Raw genomic sequence first — 21600 nt, 5'->3', positions numbered from 1 at the left:
TGGAACAGATAGGTTGGACCCTATGTCGAACGTCACATCCCGGTCGGTCCTGGTCACCGGCGGTAATCGCGGTATCGGTCTCGCGGTGGCCCAGCGCCTGCTCGCCGACGGCCACAAGGTCGCCGTCACGCATCGCGGATCGGGGGTGCCCGAGGGCCTGTTCGGCGTGAAGTGCGATGTCACCGACAGTGAATCGGTCGATCGCGCCTTCACCGAGGTCGAGGAGCACCAGGGTCCGGTCGAGGTACTGGTCGCCAACGCGGGCATCACCGACGACACCCTGCTCATGCGGATGACCGAGGAGCAGTTCGAGAAGGTCATCGACGCCAACCTCACCGGCGCGTTCCGCGTCGCCAAGCGCGCCAACCGCGCCATGCTGCGGGCGAAGTGGGGCCGGATGATCTTCCTCGGCTCGGTCGTCGGCATGATGGGCCAGGCCGGTCAGATCAACTACGCCTCGTCCAAGGCCGGTGTCATCGGGCTGGCCCGCTCGGTCACTCGCGAACTCGGCTCGCGCAACATCACCGCCAATGTCGTCGCGCCGGGCTTCATCGAAACCGATATGACCGCCGACCTGCCCGCGGACATGAAGGACATGGTCGAGAAGTACATTCCGCTGCGGCGCGTCGGCCAGCCCGAGGAGATCGCGGCCGTGGTCAGCTTCCTCGCCTCCGAGGACGCCCGCTACGTCTCCGGTGCCGTCATCCCGGTCGACGGCGGCATGGGAATGGGCCACTGATCCGCTAACGGATCCCCCCGCGCCACCGACAAGGTGGCGGCAAACCATATCGATCTCAGGGAGAACCGAATACTCATGGGCGGACTGCTCGAAGGCAAGACCATCCTGATCACCGGCATCATCACCGACTCGTCGATCGCGTTCAGCGCGGCCGCGGTCGCGCAGGAGCAGGGCGCGAAGGTGATCATCACCGGCATCCCGGAGCGGCTGCGGCTCATCGACCGCATCGCCAAGCGCCTCCCGCAGGAGGTGCCGCCCGCGATCCCGCTGGACATCACCAACGAGGAGAACCTGGGCGCGCTGGCGGGTGCGCTGCGCGAGCTGGCGCCCGAGGGCATCGACGGTGTGCTGCACTCGATCGCGTTCGCGCCCAAGACCCTGATGGGTCCGGACGCGGTGCCGTTCCTGGAGGGTCCGGGCCCCGATGTGGCCAAGTCCTTCGAGATCTCCGCGTGGAGCTACGCCTCGCTGGCCCGCGCCGTGCTGCCCGTGATGAACGAGGGCGGCTCGCTCGTCGGCATGGACTTCGATCCGCGCGTGGCGATGCCGTACTACAACTGGATGGGTGTCTCCAAGGCCGCGCTGGAGTCGGTGAACCGGTACGTGGCCCGGGAAGTGGGTTACGCCAAGAAGATCCGCTCCAACCTGATCGCCGCGGGCCCGGTGAAGACCCTGGCCGCCAAGGCCATCGCGGGTACCGCCACCGACGACGCCAAGCAGCTGCGTCAGCTCGACGAGTACTGGGACGGCGCGTCGCCGATCGGCTGGGACGGCGCCGACGCGCGCGCGGTCGGCAAGTCGATCGTCACGCTGCTCTCGGACTGGCTGCCCGCCACCACCGGCTCGATCATCTACGTCGACGGCGGTGCCAGCCACAACATGTGGTTCCCCGAGGGCTTCACCAGCAACTGATGCCGGACGCCCTGCTGCTGCTGTCCTTCGGCGGCCCCGAAGGCCCCGAGGACGTGCTCCCGTTCCTGGAGAACGTCACTCGGGGCCGCGGGGTACCGCCGGAACGGCTCGCCGAGGTCGCGCAGCACTACCTGCATTTCGGCGGCGTCTCGCCGATCAATGCCCTGAACCGGGAGATCATCGCCGCCCTCGAGGCCGATCTGGCCGCCGCCGGGCTCGACCTGCCGGTGTACTTCGGCAACCGCAACTGGCACCCGATGGTCGAGGACACCGTCGCCCGGATGACCGCCGACGGCGTGCGCTCGGCGCTGGTCTTCCCCACGTCCGCCTGGGGTGGCTACTCCGGCTGCCGCCAGTACGACGAGGACATCACCCGGGCCAGGGCCGCCGTCGGCGCGCAGGCCCCCGAACTGGTGAAACTGCGCCAGTACTTCGACCACCCGCTGCTGATCGAGTCCTTCGCCGACGCGATCACCGCCGCCGTCGGCCTGCTGCCCGAGCCGCGCCGGGCCGGTGCCCGCCTGGTGTTCACCGCGCACTCCATCCCGGTCTCGGCCGACGCCGCCGCGGGCCCGCCCGCCGACGGTGGCCGCCTCTACAGCAGGCAGGTCGCCGAAGCGGCCCGCTTGTGCGCCGCGGCAACGGGTTTCACCGACTACGACGTGGTGTGGCAGTCGCGCTCCGGCCCGCCGCAGGTGCCGTGGCTGGACCCCGACATCGTCGACCATCTCGACGTCCTGCACGGCAAGGGCGTCGACGCGGTGGTGGTGTGCCCGGTCGGTTTCGTCTCCGATCACCTCGAGGTGATCTGGGATCTCGACAACGAGGCCGCCACCCGCGCCGCCGAGCTCGGCATGGCCTTCGCGCGCGCGGCCACCCCCGGCACCGATCCGCGGTTCTCCCGGATGATCGTCGAGCTGATCCAGGAGCGCACCAGCGCGGGCGCGGTCCGCGAACTCGGCACCGTCCCCGGCTACGGCTGCACCGCCGACGGCGCGCTCTGCGCTCCCGGCTGCTGCGAGCCGCCCGCCCGTCCCGCCCGGCGCTGAACACAACCGGATAAACATTCGCCGGAGACCCGGGGCCGGGGGAGTAGGCTTTGCGGAGTTGTGCTCGACAGATCGGAGGACTTCCGATGCGTTCGACAGCGCCCCGATACGGCCTGGTGCTCGTGCTGGCCGCCGCGACCCTGGGCCTGAGCGGCTGCGGCAAGGAGTCCGGCTACGAGACCGAACCGCCCGCCCCCACCGAGCCCACCATCTCGCAGGCCTCGGTCGACGAACTGTGCGGCATCCTCGACGGCCAGCAGGGCACCTGGAAGGCGCTCGGTCCGGAGGTCGCCCGGGTGGCCTTCACCGGCGCCATGAAACTGTGGACCGTCCAGGACACCGTCGCCAACGCCGCGCTGTCCTACGATCGCGACATCGTCGACACCGTCACCGGCCGTACCTGCCCCGTCGTCCGCGACGACACCCTCGTGGTGCTCGCGGTCCCCACCCTGCGCACGGCACTCGGCGGATTCTGAACCGCGACCGGCCGATTCGCGCCGATCAGTCGAGGCGGCCCGACGCGGTGTGCACCGCCACCAGCCGTGCCTCGCGGATCGTGTTCCACAGCGGGCGCAGCAGCGACTCGTGCGAGTCCAGCGCGCTGGCCGAGGTGGGTGAGGACGCGGGCTCGTGCTGGGCGACGGTGAGAATGGCCGCCACGTGATCGGCGGTGTCGAGAATGCGCTTGGCGCGCAACGGGATCGAGTCCGGATAGGCGTGCCGGGAGTAGGCGGCCAGCTGGTCTTCGATCTGCTCGCGCGGGTCGGCGTCCCCGGCGCCGAGCGCGGTGGTGTGCAGGCGCATGAGCGCGTCGGCGGCGTCGCGGACCGATTCGCGCATGGTGTACTCGGCCTCGCCCAGCGACATGTCCGGGCCGTCGACCCGCGGAATGTCCACGCTGTACACGGTCCACTGCAGGGTTTCGTCGTCGTCCCACTGCGGGATCAGGCCGGTGCCCGGCTGACCGGGGACGCCCAGCAGCAGCCCTTCCTCGGCGTCGATGGCGTCGGCGGCGAAGGCGGTGCCCACCGGCAGCCCGCGCACGTCACCGGGGGCGGGCAGGACCAGGCGCAGCTGCGCGCCCGCGGGCGCCATGGCCTCGCGGATCACCTTGAGCAGCGGCATCGCCCCCGAGCCGGTGCCCGCCTCGTGCGAGGTCCACGGCAGATCGGTGCGGCCGCCGGTGACCGGGTCGCCCGCGGCGATGGTGTGCCGGGAAGCCCAGGCGTGCAACGCTTCCAGTACGTCGTCGGGCGCGCTGGTACCGGCCAGCCAGGAGCCGGCCCACAGCGTCAGCGTCGCACTGGGAGAGCACATAATCATCGAGCATAAAGGTTCGCCGCGTGCCCTGCGCCGGGACTAGTCCGGTTCGGTCACGAAGTCGATGAGCCGTTCCACCGCGCCGATCAGCGGGGCCTCGAGATCACGGAACGAGTCGACCGCGTCGTACACCCGGCGCCACCCCTGCTGCGGGGTGCCCCAGCCCAGCCGGGCGCAGATGCCGGTCTTCCAGTCCTCGCCGCGCGGCACCACCGGCCATGCCTCGATACCGACCGCGGCGGGGCGCACCGCCTGCCACACGTCGACGAACGGATGCCCGGTGACCAGCACGTGCGGGCCCAGGCCGGTGGTCAGCTGGGTCTCCTTCGACCCGGTCACCAGGTGGTCGACCAGCACACCCACCCGGGCACCGGGACCGGGCTCGAACTCGGCGAGCCGGGCACCCAGGTTGTCCAAGCCCTCCAGATGCTCCACCACCACGCCCTCGACCCGCAGATCGTGGCCCCAGACCCGCTCCACCAGGGCGGCGTCGTGCACGCCCTCCACCCAGATCCGGCTCGCGCGCGCGACCCGGGCCCGCAGACCTTCCACCCGGGTGGAACCCGAGGCCGAGCGGGTCGGCGGTGCCGGGGTGGTGGCGGTGGGCTTCACCAGCGTCACCGGTCTGCCGTCGATGAGGAACGCCGCCTCGCGCAGCGCGAACAGCCGGACGGTGCCGCGGCCGTCCTCGAGCTTCACGAACTCGCCGTCGTAGCCGCGGTCGAAACCGACTACGGCACCGCAGAATCCGCTCGCCGCGTCCTCCACCACCAGGTCGCGCTCGGCCACCACGACCGGGACCGGGACCTTCCTGGTGCGCTGGTGTCCGGAAAAGATGTCGCCGTACCCGCCACGTGCACTCACACCCCCGAAGCTACCGCCAACTGTCCACGCGCCCAACGCAGCACCGCGCGCGAGTCGGCGGCCCCGGCGCTTGTCCGGCCGGAACGGGCACCGAGACGGTACGGTGGTGGGGTGGCCGCAATAGTCTGGCTGATCGCGGGCATCGTGCTCGCGGCGGCGGAAATGCTCACCGGGGATCTGACGCTGCTCATGCTCGGTGCGGCCGCGCTGGGTACCGCGGGGGTCAGCGCCGCGGCGGGGCTGCCGCTGTGGGGTGACGCGCTGGTGTTCGCCGCGATCTCGGGGGTGCTGTTCCTCGGGGTGCGCCCGGTGCTGCGCCGCCGATTCGGCACGCCCCCACCGAATCCGACCGGAGTCGACGCCCTCACCGGCAAGTCGGCGCTGGTGCTCGAGGAGGTGGCGGCGCATTCGGGGCAGGTCAAGCTCGGTGGTGAGGTGTGGACCGCGCGTCCGCTGGATCCGAGCGAAGTGTACGAAGCCGGTGTGACCGTCTACGTGATGAAGATCGACGGCGCGACCGCCGTCGTCTGGAAGGGTCCTTAGCAATGGTTGCCTTGATCGTGGCCGCCGTCCTCGTCCTGCTGGTCGTGGTGGTGGTCTTCAAATCGATCGCGCTCGTGCCGCAGGCCGAGGCGGCGGTGATCGAACGTCTCGGGCGCTACTCGCGCACGGTGTCCGGTCAGCTGACGTTCCTCGTGCCGTTCGCCGACCGGGTGCGGGCGAAAGTCGATCTGCGCGAACGGGTCGTGTCCTTCCCGCCGCAGCCGGTGATCACCCAGGACAACCTCACCCTGCAGATCGACTCGGTGGTCTACTTCCAGGTCACCAGCCCGCAGGCCGCGGTCTACGAGATCAGCAACTACATCGCAGCGGTCGAGCAGCTCACCGTCACCACGCTGCGTAATGTGGTCGGTGGCATGACGCTCGAGGAGACGCTCACTTCGCGCGACCAGATCAACAACCAGCTGCGCGGCGTGCTCGACGAGGCCACCGGCCGCTGGGGCCTGCGGGTGGCCCGCGTGGAGCTCAAGTCCATCGATCCGCCGCCGTCGATCCAGGAATCGATGGAGAAGCAGATGAAGGCCGACCGCGAGAAGCGCGCGATGATCCTCACCGCCGAAGGCACCCGCGAGTCGCAGATCAAGACCGCCGAGGGCGCCAAGCAGGCGCAGATCCTCTCCGCCGAGGGTGCCAAGCAGTCGTCGATCCTCTCGGCCGAGGGTGAGCGGCAGAGCCGCATCCTGCGCGCCCAGGGTGAGCGCGCGGCCTCCTACCTGCAGGCGCAGGGTCAGGCCAAGGCGATCGAGAAGGTGTTCGCCGCGATCAAGAACGGCAAGCCCACCCCCGAGCTGCTGGCCTACCAATACATGCAGACGCTGCCGATGGTCGCGCGCGGCGACGCCAACAAGGTGTGGCTGGTGCCCAGCGATTTCGGCAAGGCCCTCGAAGGCTTCGCGCAGAACTTCGCCACCAAGGGCGAGGACGGCGTCTTCCGCTACGAGCCGTCCACCGACGAGCCGCAGCCGGTGCGGATCGAGGACGATTCCGACGTCGCCGACTGGTTCGAAACCGCCTCCGACCCCAAGATCGAGCAGGCCGTCCGCGCCGCCGAGGCCACCGCCCGCACCCCGGTCGACAGCCTCGACGCCCCCCGCCCCAAGCCCGCCGCCCCCGTCGAGCCCCCGCCGCCCCTCCCGGTCCCCCCGCCGATCGCCCCCCAGCAGCGCCCGGCCCCACCCCAGCAACACCAGGCCCCGCCGCCACCCCAGCACCAGCCGCCCCAGCAGCCCCCACGCCCCGAAGACCCCTACGGCCGCCCCTGGCAGCCACCCCAGCACTGACCCTGCTCCCGACCGGCCCCGACGCACCCACGCGCCGGGGCCGGTCCCGTTTCCCTTCACCCCAGAGGACACCCATGTCGACCGCACTCACCGACGAATGGCTCCACCAGTGGTCCGCCGACCTCGTGACGGCCGCCGGTGCCGCATCCGTGCGCCCCGCCGACGCCGCGGTCGACGACCTCTGGGCCGCAACACGCATCTGCTCGGACGACTTACGGACGTACTACCGTCACATCGGCGAGGTGACCTACACCACCCGCGGCGGCACCAAGAAGTACTACGACTTCAGCTACGTCACCGAGTCCGTCGAGGAATTCCTGGCGCTCGTCCTGGAGTCGGCCCGGCGACCTGGGTAAGGGGGCGACAGGCGGCGAAGTTGGTTGTCGCGCAGGTATCTTCGCGGGATGGGAGGTTTGGGGCCGGGGGCGCGGCGTGTTGTCGCCGTCGTGGTCGCTGTCGTGGTGTCTTTCGCTGTGGTGAGCGCGGTGCCGCGGTGGTGGTGTGGACGTGCGGCTGACGGGTGGTTCCGGGGTGAGCCGGAGCGGGTGCGGGCGCTGGCCGAGGAGATGGTGGCCTTCGAGGCCGTGGACGACCGGTGGCGGGCGGGTGGTGGACGTGATCGGGTGGTCGGGATGTGGGGGCTGCTCGCGCATCAGATGACGGCGCTGGGGCTCGCGCAGGTGTCGCTGGCGTATCCGGAATGGGCGGGGCGGTACGGCCCGGTGGTCACCCGGGCGGCGACGAAGAGTCTGCTGCCGCAGTTGCGGTTCGAATTCACCGACGCCTGGCACGGCCGGGACGGTCTGGCCGACCTGGACAGCGGGGACGGGCACGCCTACCTGTCCTATCCCGCGCTGGCGCTCGGGATGGCCCGCCTGGTGGATCCGGCGTTCCCGGCCGAGCTCGCGGCCCGTCACGACGCGCTGATCGCGGCCTTCGAACGGCGGCTGCTCGCCTCGCCGACCGGGTTGCTCGACACCTTCCCCGGCGAGGCGTATCCGACGGATGTGGCGGCGGTGGCGGCGGCGATCGCGGTACACGGGCGGGTCACCGGCGCCGATCACACGGCCGTGCTCGCCCACTGGGCGGAGCGGGTTCGCGCGGTGCAGATCGATCGGCCCACCGGATTGGTGATCCAGCGGATGGGCACCGACGGACGCGCCCACGACGCCCCGCGCGCCTCCGGGACCGGACTGGCCGCCTACTTCGCGGGCTTCGCGGACCGGTCGCTGGCCGAGGAACTGGCGGCGGGATTGTTCGGGCAGGAACGTCGCGTGCTGGGTTTCGGCGCGATCGACGAGTACGGCGCCGGATACCGCGGTGCGGGTGATATGGACAGCGGTCCGCTGGTTCTCGGAATATCGGTGTCGGCCACCGGATTCGCGCTGGCCCCGGCCCGTGCGTTCGGGCATCGCGACCTGTTCACCCGCCTGTACCGCACCACCGACCTGTTCGGCGTGCCCCTGCGCAGCGGTGACCGCGCGCGTTTCGCCACCGGCGGCGTGATCGGCAACGCCCTGCTGCTGGCGTTCCTGACCTCCGGCCCGGAGCTGGCCGCGTGAACACCGTCGTGCTGCGCGCCTGGTGGAAGCCGATCCGCCTGCCGGTGATTCTCGGCGTGGCCTATCTCGTCCTGTCCGTGGTCGTGTCGGCACTGTCCGCGCGCCACGGCTTCGGCTCGCCCGACGGGCTGAGCCCGGCGTTCGTGCTCGCGACCGCCACGCTGGTGGTCCTGCGGATCGCGCTGCTGGTCGTCGTCCCGTCGGTGCTGATCTCCCGCGCGGTGATGCTGACAGTCGATTACTTCCGGCGGCGTTCGGACGCTCGGGCGACCACTGCCGCCGCCGACGCCTGACCACGTCGGCAGTGCGTGCCGTACCGAGGGTTCGGTGATCAGTAGGGAAGCGGCAGGAGTTCGACGAGGCTGCCCCGGCCGGTGCCGGGCGGGAGGACGGCGAGGGCCTGGCAGCCGATGAGCCCGGCGAGGTGGGGGGTGTGGGCGGGGCCGGTGCTGCGCCAGACGCCGCCGGGGTGCTGCTGGACGGGGACGATGCGGGTGGCCTCCCCGGCCATCATGCCTGCGTCGGAGAGGCGGCCCCACATGGTGGGGCCGGGGGTGCGCAGGGTGAGGGCGTCGGCGACGGCGGGGCCGATGGCGAGGAGGGCGGCGACGGCGGCGAGGGGGTTACCGGGTAGGCCCAGCAGGACGCGGCCGTCGGGGAGCTGGGCGACCAGGGTGGAGCCGCCGGGGCGCAGGGCGACCCGGTCGACGATGACGCGGGCGCCCAGGTCGGCGAGCAGGGGGCGCAGGTGGTCGGCGGCGCCGCGACCGGTCGCCCCGACCATGACCACCAGATCCGCGTGGGACTTCAGGCCGAGCCAGGAGCGCAGCAGGTCCTCGCTGTCGGCGAGGTGCCACAGCCCGGTGCTCTCGATATCGCAGCAGCGCAGGAACTCCGGCAGGACCGGGCCCAGCGAATCGCGGGTCTCGCCGGGCGCGAGCGGTCCGACGGCCCGGATCTCGTCGCCGGTCATCACCACATCGGCGCGCAACGGCCCGCGCACGGTGACGGTCTCGGCTTCGGCGCTGAGCGCGGCCGAGGCCACCGCGGCCGAGATCCGCGCCCCCGCGCGCGCGAGGACGGTGCCGCTGTCCCAGTGCTCGCCCTGGCGGCGGGTGTCGTCGCGCAGCGGCGCCTCGGGGGCGCGCATGACGACCTGTTTCCCGGAGACGGTCGTGCGCACGACGTGCTCGTCCCGCAGCGTGGCGGTGGTTCCCAGGGGGGTAGCGGCCCCGGTGGCGATGCGCACCGCCTCGCCGGGCGCGAGCACGACCGAGCAGTTGCGGCCCGCGTAGCGCACCTGCTGATGCAGCTGCCACCACGGTCCCGGCCCGGCGACGGCGTAGCCGTCCATGGCCGCGCTGTCCACCCGCGGCAGCGGCGTGCCCGCGGTGAGCGCGACGGCCAGCGTCGCCCCGACCGCCTCGGCCACCGGCAGTTCCCGGACCGCGATCGGCGCCAGTTCCGCCGCGATCCGCGCGCGCACCTCGGCCAGACCGGCCTTCGCCACCACGCCCGCTCGTGCGCTCACCACCACGTCAGCCTCCGCCCACAGGTCACCGATAATCCGACATATCGTCCATAGATCCCATTGCCTGTGATTTTCTGAGCAGTTGCCCCACGGTGACGTTGTCCTCACCCGGGGTCCCAGCCCCCGGTGCGCACTCGGACACATCCGCGCGCCTCGGCTCAGCTCGGCCCGAATCCGCCGCTGTCGAGACTGATCATGATCAGCGTGACCGCGCCCAGCAGCAGCGCGCCTGCCTCCCGCGCCGTGAGTGGTTGTGGCTCCCCCGTATCCCCGCCCATAGTCGCATCGTAGGCCGGTCGCTATGGTGGCGCCGCCGATGCCGGGCTCAGAGCCGCGCACCCCGCGCGTCGAGCAGCATTCCGAGATACCCCAGTTCCTGGCTCTGCGACTGCACCATCGCCCGCGCCGACTGTTTGACCGCGCCCGAGGCGAGGAGGGTATCGGCGGTGCGGGCCATGGTGATTCCGCCCGCGTGATGGCGGTACATCAAACGCAGGAACAGGATTTCGGCGGCTGCTCCGCGGGCGGCGGCCAGCGCGTCGAGCTCGGCGGTGGTGGCCAGCCCCGGCATCGACACGGCACTCGCCGTCGAATCATGGTGGTGGGAGCCGGTTTCCGGCATCCAGGCCATCGGCTGCGCGGCCGTCGGTGCCGCCCCGGCGAGCTGGGTCCAGCCCAGCAGGGTGCCGATCTCCACGCGCTGGGTGTCGGCGATCTGGTCGGCGAGCCTGCGCACCGTGGGATCGGCGGCCGGGTCGAGACGTTCGGCCAGGATCAGTGCCTGCTGGTGGTGGGCGGTCATGTCCTGGACGAAACCCAGCTCGGTCGCGGTGAGAACCGGTGCGGCCGCGGTGGTTTCCGGGATCAGGACCGGGCGCAGGGCCGCGCCGAGCACCAGCAGGAAGACCGCCGCCACGGCCGCCGCGGCGACGCGGAGCGCCCGCGCGCTCACGATCCCACCGTCGATTCCTGATCGGCGGGCGGCACATAGACGCCGTTGTCGAGCCGCAACACCATGAACCCATTGTCCGAACAGGTGACATAGAGCTGATCGCCCCGCCATTCCGGCGGCGACAGGCACCAATCGGTGGACAGGTCACCGAAGGCGATGTCCCCGGCGCGGGCGGTGAGGATCTGGGCCGGATCGATCAGCCCCTCGGCCAGCGAGCGCAGCGCAGCGGGTGCCGTCATCACCGGAATGCCGATGATCGAGGCCAGCGCGTGCGGCGAGTTCCAGATCTCGAGATTGCGCCCGGTCCTGGCGGGCGGATTGAAATAGGCGATCTCGCGGATCGCGTCGGGATCGCGCACGTCGAACACCCGGATGCCGGAGGCGATCCAGCCGCAGGCCAGCGCGGTCGGATTCGCGGGCCGGTCGGCGGTGCAATAGTGCGATTCGTAGGAGAACGCCGAACCGCCCATGGCCGAACCGATCCCGGCATCGATGTTCTCCGGCAGATTGATCTCGAGCTTGACCTTGGTCCGGATCCGCGGCGCGGTGTCCTCGGCGACATCGATGAGCTTCACCCCGCCCGAGCCGCCCTCGTCGACGGTGAACAGATGCGGCACGCCGTCGTAGGTGACCGGCACGCTGTGCTGGGTGGCCCAGCCGTCGGTCCAGAACGTGCGACCCAGATGCGGCACCTGCGGATTCGGGTCACGCCGCTGCACCGCGCTCACATCGAGCACGGTGAACCCGCCGAGCGCGGAGAGATAGAGCCGGTTGCCGTCGGGGCTCACGCCCATCCCGTGCGCCTCGATCCCGGTGAGCCCCTGCCAGATCACCCGCGGCTGCGCGGGATCGGTGAGATCGACGGCACTGAGGAAACCCGGCACCAGGCCCGAGGCCCAGTAGGTGCGCCCGTCGGGGGAGAAGCCGCCCTCGTGCGTGGTGATCGGCAGCGGCATCAGCAGATTCGACCCGGTGCCCGGGTTGAGCAGGCGCGGATGCGCGCAGTCGGAGATGTCGTAGACCGACAAATACCCCGCCCCGAGCCCGACCGGCACGCCGGTGCCGACGAGCAGTTTGCGAGTGGTGTTGACCTTCAATGTCTCCCACGTCCCGGCCAGCATGGCGGGCTCGGCCAGCGTCGCGGTCAGCACCGGATGCGCCGGATCCGACACGTCGAGCACCTGCACGCCGGGATGTTCGCCGAGCAGCGTGCCGGGGAAGAACGAACCGACATAGGCGCAGTGCTCGAAACTGGTGGAGGTGATGCCCGCGCCGCGCCCGGTGTAGCCGCCGACCATCGACATATTGCAGCGGTAGCCGAGAGTGCTGCGGCCACTGTCCCGGTCAGCCGCGGGGACGTCGCCCTGGAGTCCGGTCTCGGGCAGCGAGCCCGGTCCGCAGTCGGCGCGGGGCACCGCCGTGCGGCCGACATCGACGAACTCGCGCACGGTTCCCGCGAGGTCGGCGACCGGATCGGCGGCGGCCCCGGACGGTATCGCGAGGGCGATGAGCGCGAGCATCGCAGCGAGTGCTGTCCCATGACGAAGTCTTCGTGTGCGCATCGTGCCTCCCCGACCGTGCTCTCCGGCGCTGACTGGCTCAGACAGTTGCCGTCTTCGGATGGTAAGGCGAGTGCGGTACCCGCACGGCCGGTTTCGGCGAATCGGCCGCTGGCCCGGCGGGTCGAATCCGCCCTGCGGCCGGAGGCACGCTGTACGGTTGCTCAGGTAACGACTGGCGCGGCGCGATACGCCGACACCGCGACCGGAAAGGACTCGGACTCCATGTCGAACGATGTCGTAGGCACCTCGGGTGGCACGGACGGGGCCGGGGACGCGGTAGCCCACCGATCGCCGGGTAAACCCCGGCTCGACCTGTTCGTCTTCTGCGCCACCGCGATCGGCACGGTCGCCTTCGTGATCTGGGGTGTGCTGGACGACGAGAGCCTGGCCTCCTTCGCGAGCACGGCGCAGAAGTGGGTCATCACCAATACCGGCTGGCTGTTCGTGCTGGTCGCCACCGCCTTCGTCTTCTTCGTGATCTGGCTGGCGATCAGCCGGTACGGGCGCATCCCGCTGGGCGCCGACGACGAGAAGCCCGAGTTCCGGACGGTGTCCTGGATCGCGATGATGTTCAGCGCGGGCATGGGCATCGGGCTGATGTTCTGGGGTGTGGCCGAACCGCTGTCGCATTTCGTGAGTCCGCCGCCGCACACCGCCGAACCGGGCAGTCCCGCCGCGGCCGAGGTCGCGATGGCCACCACTCTGTTCCACTGGACGCTGCACCCGTGGGCGATCTACGCCGTCGCCGGGCTGGCCATCGCCTACGGCACCTTCCGCAAGGGCCGCTCACAGCTGATCTCCTCGGTGTTCCGGCCGCTGCTCGGCCGCCGCGTCGAGGGCCCCGGCGGCCGGGCGATCGACATGATGGCGATCTTCGCGACGCTGTTCGGTTCCGCGGCCTCGCTGGGCCTGGGCGCCTTGCAGATCGGCGCCGGAATGGAGTTCAACGGCTGGATCGACGGGATCGGCAAGGTCGGCCTGGTCGCGATCATCGCGGGGCTGACCGTCGCGTTCGTGATCTCGGCGGTGTCCGGGGTCGAGCGGGGCATCCAGTGGCTGTCCAACATCAATATGGTTCTCGCGCTGGCGATCGCGGCCTTCGTCTTCATCGCCGGGCCCACTCTGTTCATGCTCAACATGCTGCCGATCTCGCTCGGTGACTACGTCGAGTTCCTGCCGACGATGGCCTCGCGCACCGGCGCGGGCGACGAGGCCATGAAGGCCTGGCTGTCGAGCTGGACCATCTTCTACTGGGCCTGGTGGATCTCCTGGACCCCGTTCGTCGGCATGTTCATCGCGCGGATCAGCCGGGGCCGCACCATCCGGCAGTTCGTCACCGGCGTGCTGCTCGTGCCGAGCGCGGTGAGCCTGCTGTGGTTCGCGATCTTCGGTGGCGCCGGTATCGCCGAGCAGACCGAACACCACAACCTCACCGAACCCGACGGCACCGTCGACTCCGACAACGCGCTGTTCCACCTGCTCGATCAGTACCCGATCGTCGCGGTGACCACGGTGGTGGTGATGATCCTGGTCGGCATCTTCTTCGTCTCCGGCGCGGACGCGGCCTCGATCGTGATGGGCACGCTGTCCGAGCGTGGCAGCATCGAACCGTCCCGGTGGACCGTCATCTTCTGGGGCGCGGCCACCGGTGCGGTCGCCGCGATCATGCTGGTGATCGCCGATTCGGACAACCTCGGCGGCGCGCTCACCGGTCTGCAGGCGCTCACGACCGTGGTCTCGCTCCCGTTCCTGGTGGTGATGGTGGGGATGTGCGTCTCGCTGTACAAGGACCTCCGCGACGACCCGGTCATCCTGCGCGCCGATCGCGGCATCGAGCTCGTCGAGGTCGCCGTCGACCAGGGCACCGAACGCCACGAGGGCGACTTCTCGCTGGTCACCGAGCCGACCGAGGAACTCGACGTGGTGGCGGAGGACATCCGCACCGAGGACGTGCCCGCGCGCGACCGGGACTAGGCGTCGATCCGGGCCGGTGTCGCCGCGAGGGCGAGGCAGGCCCGGTGCAGGCGTTCCCGCAGGGTCGCGGCCGATTCGGCGATGGCGGCCTGGGCACGCACGTACTCGGCCCGGCCCGCCGGGGTCTCGATCGGCACCGGCTGGTAGCCGAATTCGCTCAGGTCGTAGGGGCTGGCGCGCATGTCGAGTTCGCGGGCGGCGCAGGCCAGTTCGAAGCAGTCGAGCATCAGCTCGGAGCTGATCAGCGGCGCCAGCTTGAAGCTCCACTTGTAGATGTCCATATTGGCGTGCAGGCAGCCCGGCTGCTCGCGCCGAACCTGGTCGGCGCGGGTGAGCGGTTCGGCGTTGCGGCCCACCGCGTCCGGGGTGAAGAACCGGAACGCGTCGAAGTGCGTGCAGCGCAACGACATCGATTCCACCACCGCGTCGGTACCCGCGTGCCCCAACCGCAGCGGCACCTGCTGATGACGCACCTCGTCGGTGCGATACACCATCGCCCACTCGTGCAACCCGAAACACGACAGCTGCGCCGGGCGTCCCGCCGTCGCCCCCAGCAGCCCCGCGACGAACTCGACGGTGTCGCGCCGCTTGTCCAGGTACGCGGGATCGGCGGTGTACACGTCCGCGTCGACCCGGTGGTATCCGCGTGCCCCGGCGTACTCGGCCGCCTCCCGCAGTCCCACCCCGAAGCCGGGATGCCAGCGCCGCAGCTGTGAGGGCTTGTTGCCGTAGTAGGTGAACAGGAAATCGATCACCGGATGCGAGGTCCCCGCCGCCCTGCGCTCCAGGTAGGGCCCCACCAGCCGATCGAGCCGCTCCCGATGCGCGCGCGCCCGCTCACGCCACTCGACCTGTGGGAGTACCCGCAGGCGAGCGGGTTGCTCGAGGGCGTCATCGGTGCTCACCCGACCATTCTCCCGCACCGCCTCCGGACACCCGAACGGCCTGGCTGTCTCGATCGGGACCACGTGGCCGCTTCGCCGCCGAGCGGCTGGGCAGCCCCGGATGCAACAATGCAATAGATAACATTGCAGTGTTGCACTAATTGTGCTGAAATTGACCAGGCCAAGTTGTGCGCACCCCACGCCGACGGTGTGCACACCTGTGGCGAAGCGGTGCCGCGAAGCATTGAGCCGCCCAGCGGCACGGCCGGGGCCCACTGCTGTCTTCTCTCCGAGCGGCAGTGGTGGGTTCGCCCGACCCGGTGCGACCGACTCCCGCTGGAGAGGGTGAGTAGGGAGTGCGATAGGCCCCGGGTCGAAATATTGACAAACTGCCAATAGTGCTGCCAGAGTGCAATTGATTGGATATCCAACTATTGGATCACCTTCATTGCTCTCGACGGCCCGACCACGCGCCGCTCACCATCGCTGACCTGCCGAACAATCGAGGAACCATGACCGAGGCATTCATCTACGACGCGATCCGCACCCCGCGCGGCCGCGGCAAGAAGACCGGCGCCTTGCACGGCGTCAAACCGCTCGACCTGGTGGTCGGTCTCATCGAGGAGCTGAAGTCCCGGTATCCCGGACTCGACCCGCACGCCATCGATGACATCGTGCTCGGCGTGGTGTCGCCGGTGGGCGACCAGGGCGCCGATATCGCCAAGACCGCCGCGCTGGCGGCCGGTCTGCCCGACACCGTGGCCGGCGTGCAGCTCAACCGGTTCTGCGGGTCGGGTCTGGAGGCGGTGAACACCGCCGCGCAGAAAGTGCGTTCGGGCTGGGAGCAGCTGGTCATCGCCGGTGGTGTGGAGTCGATGTCGCGGATCCCGCTGGGTTCCGACGGTGGCGCGTGGGCGATGGACCCGGTCACCAACTACGACACCTACTTCGTGCCGCAGGGCGTCAGCGCGGACCTGATCGCCACGATCGAGGGCTTCACCCGGGAGGATGTCGACACCTTCGCGGTGCGGTCGCAGCAGAAGGCGGCGGCGGCCTGGTCGGGTGGCTACTTCGCCAAGTCGATCGTCCCGGTGCGCGATATCAACGGCGCGGTGCTGCTCGATCACGACGAGTTCATGCGGCCGGACACGACGGTGGCAAGCCTGGCCGGGTTGACCCCGTCGTTCGCGGCGATGGGGGAGATGGGCGGATTCGACGCGGTCGCGCTCCAGCGCTACCACCAGGTCGAGAAGATCGACCACGTGCACCACGCGGGTAACTCCTCGGGCATCGTCGACGGTTCCGCGCTGGTGCTGATCGGCAGCGAGTCCGCCGGTGTGGCAGCGGGTCTCACCCCGCGCGCCCGGGTGGTCGCGTCCGCGGTGAGCGGCAGTGATTCCACGATCATGCTCACCGGCCCGGTCCCGGCGACGGAGAAGGTGCTGGCGCTGGCCGGGCTCACCGTCGACGACATCGACCTGTTCGAGCTCAACGAGGCCTTCGCCTCGGTGGTGCTGAACTACCAGAAGAAGCTGAACATCCCGGACGAGAAGCTCAACGTCAACGGTGGTGCGATCGCCATGGGCCACCCGCTGGGCGCGACCGGCGCGATGATCACCGGAACCATGGTCGACGAGCTCGAACGCCGGGGCGCGCGCCGTGCCCTGATGACCCTGTGCATCGGCGGCGGCATGGGCATCGCCACCATCATCGAGCGCGTCTGAGCGCGGACAGAGGAATACACATGAGCGAGAACATGATTGCCTGGGAACTCGGCGCCGACCGGGTGCTCGTGCTCACCATCGACGATCCGAGCCAGTCGACCAACACCATGACCGAGGCGTTCGCCCGCGACTTCACCGCGACCGTCGACCGGCTCGAGGCCGAGCGGGACAGCTACGACGGTGTCATCCTCACGTCGGGTAAGGACACCTTCTTCGCCGGCGGTGACCTGAACCTGCTGATGAACGCGACCCCCGAGTCCGCGCCGGAGATCGCGCTCGGCCTCGACACCTACAAGGCGGCGTTCCGGCGGCTGGAGACCCTCGGTAAACCGGTGGTCGCCGCCATCAACGGCACCGCCCTCGGTGGCGGCTTCGAAGTCGCCCTGGCCACCCACCATCGCATCGCCCTCGACGCCAAGGGCAGCCTGCTCGGCCTGCCCGAGGTCACCTTCGGTCTGCTGCCCGGCGCGGGTGGTGTCACCCGGACCGTGCGCCTGCTCGGCATCACCAACGCGGTACTCAATGTGGTCGGCCAGGGCCAGCGGATGAAGCCCGCCAAGGCCCTGCGGGTCGGGATCATCCATGAGGTGGCAGCGTCCCGCGAGGAGATGTTCGACAAGGCCCGCGCCTGGATCGCGGCCAATCCCGAGGCCGCCCAGCCCTGGGATGTCAAGGGCTACAAGATCCCCGGCGGAACCCCGTCGAGCCCGGCGGTGGCGGCCAACCTGCCCGCCTTCCCGGCCAATGTCCGCAAGCAGCTCAAGGGCGCGCCGATGCCCGCGCCGATCGCCGTGCTGGCCACCGCCGTCGAGGGCGCGCAGGTCGATATCGACACGGCCTTCGCGATCGAGACCCGCTACTGCGCGAACCTGATCTGCGGACAGGTCTCGACCAATATGATCAAGTCCCTGTTCTTCGATCTGGGGGCGATCAACAAGGGCGGTAGCCGCCCCGAAGGCTTCCCCGTGCGTACGCCGGAGAAGGTCCTCGTGCTCGGCGCGGGCATGATGGGCGCGGGCATCGCCTATGTGCAGGCCCGCGCCGGCATGCAGGTCGTGTTGAAGGACGTCACCATCGAGGCGGCGCAGCGCGGCAAGGACTACTCGCGCAAGCTGCTCGACAAGGCACTGGCCAAGGGTGCGATCACCCAGGACAAGCACGACGAGACCCTGGCCCGGATCCACCCGACCGCCGACCCGGCCGACGCCGCGGGCTGCGACTTCGTCGTCGAGGCGGTGTTCGAGGATCCGGGCCTGAAGCAGAAGGTGTTCGGCGAGATCGAGGCACTGGTGAACCCGGACGCCCTGCTGGGCTCCAACACCTCCACGCTGCCGATCACCGACCTGGCCAACGGGGTGGCGAGGCAGCAGGACTTCATCGGCCTGCACTTCTTCTCCCCGGTCGACAAGATGCCCCTGGTCGAGATCATCGTCGGCGAGCAGACCAGCGACGAGGCCATCGCCCGCGCCATCGACTACACCTTGGCGATCAAGAAGACCCCGATCGTGGTGAACGACAGCCGCGGCTTCTTCACCAGCCGGGTGATCGGGCAGTTCATGGACGAGGCCATCGCGCTGGTCGCCGAGGGTGTGCACCCCGCCTCGGTGGAACAGGCCGCCACCCAGGCCGGATACCCGGTGGGCGCGCTGGCGCTGGCCGACGAGATCAATATGAAGCTGGCGCAGAAGATCCGGCGCAGCCTGCGCGAGAACCTGCTCGCCGAGGGCAAGCGCTGGGTCGACTCGAAGGCGTACCCGCTCGTCGACACCATGGTCGACGAGTTCGACCGGCCGGGGCGGCTCGAGGGCCGTGGTTTCTACGAGTACGACGCCGACGGCAAGAAGCTCCGGCTGTGGCCCGGACTGGTGGACAAGTACACCCGCGACGACCACGGCATCCCGTTCGTCGACATGCAGGAGCGGATGCTGTTCGCCGAATCCCTGGATACGGTGCGGTGTTTCGACGAGGGTGTGCTGCGCACGGTGGCCGACGCCAATATCGGCTCGATCTTCGGGATCGGGTTCCCGGCGTGGACCGGTGGTGTGATCCAGTACATCAACCAGTACGCGGGCGGCCTGGCGGGCTTCGTCGCGCGGGCCGATGAGCTGCGGGCCGCCTACGGTGACCGGTTCGAGGTCCCGGACTCGCTGCGGGCCAAGGCCGCGGCCGGGGAAACGCTCGGCTGAAGCGTGATGGTGGCGGACACGTCTCCCTCCGGCCCGGTCGTGCACGGCGGCCGGGAGGATGCCCCGGCTCGGGGCGTGCGAGGCGACGGCAGGCGCGCGGATCGCCGAGGTGCCGTCGTCGTCGCCGCGCGGGAGGTGTTCGTCGCCAGCGGCTATCACGGCGCACGGATGAATGAGATCAGTGCCAGCGCCGGGATCAGCAAACCTGTCCTGTACAGCCATTTCGTCAGCAAGCTGGACCTGTATCTGGCTGTGCTGCAACAGTATCTGGACCGGATGGTCGACGGAGTCCGAGCCGCGGTCACCGCCGAGGCCTCGCCGCGGGCACGCGTGCGGGAGGCCGTGGCGGCGTACTTCGACTTCGTCGACGAGGACCCGGGCGGGTACGTGCTGGTCTTCGAATCGCCCGTGCCGAGTGAACCGAGCGTCGACTGGCGGGTGCGCAGCGCGTTGCGTGCCTGCGCCGACCTCGTCGCGATCGAGATCCGCGCGGCCGGCGTCGCCGCCGTGCCGGCCGACATGTTCGCCGCCAGCCTCGTCGGCGCGAGCCACCTGGCCGCTCGGTACTGGCTCAACGCCGGACGCCCGATTCCCAAACGCGAGGCCGTCGAGGTCGCCGCCGCGCTGTGCTGGGACGGGATGTCCGGTTGCGAACTCGGGCCCGACCGCCGCACCCCCGACTGAGTCGGCCGTCACCGCGATGCGCTGGACCTCCCCGCGGCCGTGCGGCATCGGCGCCCGAGGCGTCCTTCGCGGGGTCCGGGCGCCGGTGCGCTGAATCGAGACCGGTGCGCGAGACGGCCGGACGGCATGTACATGCCGTCCGGCCGTTTTCGGTCATGGTTGTCGCCGACTGCCGACCAGCGGGAAGAACGGACGGGACAGCGGCGTCAGCGCGTGATGATCGGGACCAGGTACTCGCGGGCGAACGCGTCGAGTTCCGCGTCGGTTCGCAGGGGGAGCAGGCCGGTCGGTGCCAGGATCATCGAGTGCACGACACGGCACAGGACTTCCGCGCGGGCCAGTAGGTCCGGCGGCTCGGGCAGCAGTCCGGCGGTGACGGCTTCGCGCAGGAGGGCCTCGGTGGTCAGGATCGTCATCGCGACCGTCGGGGCGCTGTCGGTGGTGAGGTGCGGCATCACGCGGTCGGGTTCCAGGATCAGCAGGCGCTGCACGAGGGGGTGCGCACGCCACCGGCCGACGATGGTCACCAGGACATCGGCGACCAGGTCGTCGAGGGTGTCGTGCTTGCCCGGCAGGCTGCGCAGGTCGGCCAGCACCTGGGCGACCTCGCGGGAGAAGACGGCGGTGACCACGTCGTCACGGGATCCGACGCGGCGGTACACGGTTGCCCGGTCGACGCCGGCCTGTCGGGCGATGTCTTCGATCGTCGTCTTCTTCACGCCCACCCGTTCGAACTGGATGAGGGCCGCGTCGAGGATTCGCACCGCCGCGGAGTCGTCGGTTTCGGGGGTGTTCGTCGAGGTGGGGGACGCTGCGGTCATGTCGACCACGGTAGCAATTCCAGCGGAGATGCAACAGTGCTACAGAATTTGTTGCTGCAACATTGCAATCCTCTCTGTTGCATCGTACGATTGAGGCATGGCTCACTCCGCTGACGCAACGAGGCGTCATCACCGCGAGGAAGCGCACGCGATCAACGCGCGTGACGTGCACTTCGACTTCGGTGATGTGCCGATGCACTACATCCCGGGCGAGGTCTTCGCGACCCATGTCATCAATGTCATGCACCTGGTGCTGCCGGAAGGCGAGCGCGCGATGGCGCAAGCCCTCGCCGAGGCACTGCCCTACATCGACGACCAGCGACTGCGCGAGGAGGTGCAGGGTTTCGTCGGGCAGGAGACGATGCACGCCAGCAGTCACGCCGGTGCGCGCGATCATCTGCAGGCCATCGGCCTCGATGTCGATTCGATGGTGAAGACCTTCGCCTGGTTCGTCGATCGCATCCTCGGTGATCACGGCCTGACCGGCCGTGCCAAGGAGGAATGGCTCAAGGAACGCCTGGCGCTGTTCGCCGGGATGGAGCACTACACCGCCGTCATCGGCGAGTGGCTGCTGGAGAACGACATGTTCGAAGACCTCGGCATGGACCCGACGATGCTCGACCTGATCCGCTGGCACGGCGCCGAGGAAGTCGAGCACCGCAGTGTGGTCTACGACGCCTACATGTACGTCGACGGTAGCTACGCGCGGAAGGCGCGCACCGCGTTGGTGGCCAGCGCGACGCTGTTGGCGACCTTCATGGTGTCCTCGGTCTACCTGTATGCCAAGGACCCGGCGCCACGCAAGGGTGCGTTCTGGCCGGTTCAGCTGGTGCGGGCGACCGCGCGTGGCATCATGCCGAACTTCGGCATCTTCGTCAGTGAGATTCCGCGGTACCTGCGGCCGGGCTTCCATCCGTCGCAGCTGGGACCGATGGACCGCGCGCTGCGCTACCTCGCGCATTCGCCCGCGGCGCGGGCGGACCAGTGACGGCGGC

General features: G+C 69.9%; 21 protein-coding genes. 14 read left to right on the top strand and 7 right to left on the bottom strand.

The annotated features are described in order from the left end of the window. Positions 1–22 precede the first annotated feature (22 nt). From fabG1 to WA675_RS09950, 4 genes are all read left to right on the top strand, one after another. Complete coding sequence (gene fabG1 / locus WA675_RS09965; protein WP_336083857.1) at positions 23–739, top strand: 3-oxoacyl-ACP reductase FabG1; 717 nt, start codon at positions 23–25, stop codon at positions 737–739. 75 nt (positions 740–814) lie between these two features. Then, positions 815–1651, top strand: coding sequence for an NADH-dependent enoyl-ACP reductase InhA (gene inhA, locus WA675_RS09960; protein ID WP_336083855.1), 837 nt, complete (start codon positions 815–817; stop codon positions 1649–1651). After that, on the top strand, positions 1651–2700 hold the full coding sequence (locus tag WA675_RS09955; protein ID WP_336083853.1) for a ferrochelatase: 1050 nt from the start codon (positions 1651–1653) through the stop codon (positions 2698–2700). Before inhA ends, WA675_RS09955 begins: the two co-directional genes overlap by 1 nt. An 86-nt stretch (positions 2701–2786) precedes the next feature. Beyond that, a complete protein-coding gene (locus tag WA675_RS09950) occupies positions 2787–3176 on the top strand; it encodes a hypothetical protein (RefSeq protein WP_336083851.1) in 390 nt (129 codons plus the stop codon). A 25-nt stretch (positions 3177–3201) separates the two neighbouring features. Here WA675_RS09950 and WA675_RS09945 read toward each other — a convergent pair whose 3' ends face one another. Continuing rightward, positions 3202–4017: a hypothetical protein gene (locus WA675_RS09945; protein ID WP_336083850.1), complete on the bottom strand. Its 816-nt coding sequence runs from the start codon at positions 4015–4017 to the stop codon at positions 3202–3204. A gap of 42 nt (positions 4018–4059) precedes the next feature. Then, positions 4060–4884, bottom strand: a complete 825-nt coding sequence (locus WA675_RS09940) for a DUF3097 domain-containing protein (RefSeq protein WP_336083848.1) — start codon at positions 4882–4884, stop codon at positions 4060–4062. Between the two features lie 111 nt (positions 4885–4995). On the opposite strand from WA675_RS09940, the gene WA675_RS09935 reads away from it, so the two are divergent. From WA675_RS09935 to WA675_RS09915, 5 genes are all read left to right on the top strand, one after another. Next, positions 4996–5427, top strand: coding sequence for an NfeD family protein (locus WA675_RS09935; protein WP_336083846.1), 432 nt, complete (start codon positions 4996–4998; stop codon positions 5425–5427). Positions 5428–5429: 2 nt separating this feature from the next. Continuing rightward, positions 5430–6725, top strand: coding sequence for an SPFH domain-containing protein (locus tag WA675_RS09930; protein ID WP_336083844.1), 1296 nt, complete (start codon positions 5430–5432; stop codon positions 6723–6725). A gap of 74 nt (positions 6726–6799) precedes the next feature. After that, positions 6800–7081 carry a hypothetical protein gene (locus tag WA675_RS09925; protein WP_336083842.1) on the top strand — a complete coding sequence of 94 codons (282 nt, stop codon included), beginning with the start codon at positions 6800–6802 and terminating at the stop codon, positions 7079–7081. A gap of 102 nt (positions 7082–7183) precedes the next feature. After that, positions 7184–8287: a hypothetical protein gene (locus WA675_RS09920; protein WP_336083841.1), complete on the top strand. Its 1104-nt coding sequence runs from the start codon at positions 7184–7186 to the stop codon at positions 8285–8287. After that, positions 8284–8580 (top strand): hypothetical protein, encoded by a 297-nt coding sequence (locus WA675_RS09915; RefSeq protein ID WP_336083839.1) that lies wholly within the window; start codon positions 8284–8286, stop codon positions 8578–8580. Before WA675_RS09920 ends, WA675_RS09915 begins: the two co-directional genes overlap by 4 nt. A gap of 38 nt (positions 8581–8618) precedes the next feature. Here WA675_RS09915 and WA675_RS09910 read toward each other — a convergent pair whose 3' ends face one another. From WA675_RS09910 to WA675_RS09900, 3 genes are all read right to left on the bottom strand, one after another. After that, positions 8619–9818 carry a molybdopterin-binding protein gene (locus tag WA675_RS09910; protein ID WP_336083837.1) on the bottom strand — a complete coding sequence of 400 codons (1200 nt, stop codon included), beginning with the start codon at positions 9816–9818 and terminating at the stop codon, positions 8619–8621. A 325-nt stretch (positions 9819–10143) separates the two neighbouring features. Next, positions 10144–10773, bottom strand: coding sequence for a DUF305 domain-containing protein (locus WA675_RS09905; protein WP_336084178.1), 630 nt, complete (start codon positions 10771–10773; stop codon positions 10144–10146). Then, complete coding sequence (locus tag WA675_RS09900; protein WP_442945594.1) at positions 10767–12332, bottom strand: LVIVD repeat-containing protein; 1566 nt, start codon at positions 12330–12332, stop codon at positions 10767–10769. The genes WA675_RS09905 and WA675_RS09900 overlap by 7 nt, the downstream gene beginning before the upstream one ends. A 222-nt stretch (positions 12333–12554) precedes the next feature. Here WA675_RS09900 and WA675_RS09895 point away from each other — a divergent pair, with 222 nt between their 5' ends. Then, positions 12555–14306: a BCCT family transporter gene (locus WA675_RS09895; RefSeq protein ID WP_336083834.1), complete on the top strand. Its 1752-nt coding sequence runs from the start codon at positions 12555–12557 to the stop codon at positions 14304–14306. On the opposite strand, the gene WA675_RS09890 is transcribed toward WA675_RS09895, so the two are convergent. Then, a complete protein-coding gene (locus WA675_RS09890) occupies positions 14303–15211 on the bottom strand; it encodes a 3-methyladenine DNA glycosylase (protein ID WP_442945593.1) in 909 nt (302 codons plus the stop codon). The two genes, WA675_RS09895 and WA675_RS09890, sit on opposite strands and share 4 nt — an antisense overlap. 491 nt (positions 15212–15702) lie before the next feature. On the opposite strand from WA675_RS09890, the gene WA675_RS09885 reads away from it, so the two are divergent. The 3 genes from WA675_RS09885 to WA675_RS09875 are packed head-to-tail and all read left to right on the top strand — an operon-like array spanning position 15703 to position 19784. Further along, complete coding sequence (locus WA675_RS09885; RefSeq protein WP_336083833.1) at positions 15703–16914, top strand: acetyl-CoA C-acetyltransferase; 1212 nt, start codon at positions 15703–15705, stop codon at positions 16912–16914. Between the two features lie 20 nt (positions 16915–16934). Next, positions 16935–19100 carry a 3-hydroxyacyl-CoA dehydrogenase NAD-binding domain-containing protein gene (locus WA675_RS09880; protein ID WP_336083831.1) on the top strand — a complete coding sequence of 722 codons (2166 nt, stop codon included), beginning with the start codon at positions 16935–16937 and terminating at the stop codon, positions 19098–19100. Positions 19101–19106: 6 nt separating this feature from the next. Beyond that, on the top strand, positions 19107–19784 hold the full coding sequence (locus tag WA675_RS09875; RefSeq protein WP_336084176.1) for a TetR/AcrR family transcriptional regulator: 678 nt from the start codon (positions 19107–19109) through the stop codon (positions 19782–19784). Between the two features lie 206 nt (positions 19785–19990). Here the strand turns inward: WA675_RS09875 and WA675_RS09870 are convergent, their stop codons facing one another. After that, positions 19991–20605 (bottom strand): TetR/AcrR family transcriptional regulator, encoded by a 615-nt coding sequence (locus tag WA675_RS09870; RefSeq protein ID WP_336083830.1) that lies wholly within the window; start codon positions 20603–20605, stop codon positions 19991–19993. A gap of 97 nt (positions 20606–20702) precedes the next feature. On the opposite strand from WA675_RS09870, the gene WA675_RS09865 reads away from it, so the two are divergent. Further along, positions 20703–21593 (top strand): metal-dependent hydrolase, encoded by an 891-nt coding sequence (locus WA675_RS09865; RefSeq protein WP_336083828.1) that lies wholly within the window; start codon positions 20703–20705, stop codon positions 21591–21593. The last annotated feature ends 7 nt before the right edge of the window (positions 21594–21600 follow it).

This window comes from Nocardia sp. SSK8, assembly GCF_037034205.1.
Classification (GTDB): Bacteria; Actinomycetota; Actinomycetes; order Mycobacteriales; family Mycobacteriaceae; genus Nocardia.
The sequence above is the reverse complement of the archived record's forward strand: the minus strand, read 5'-3'. Positions and strand labels throughout refer to the sequence as shown.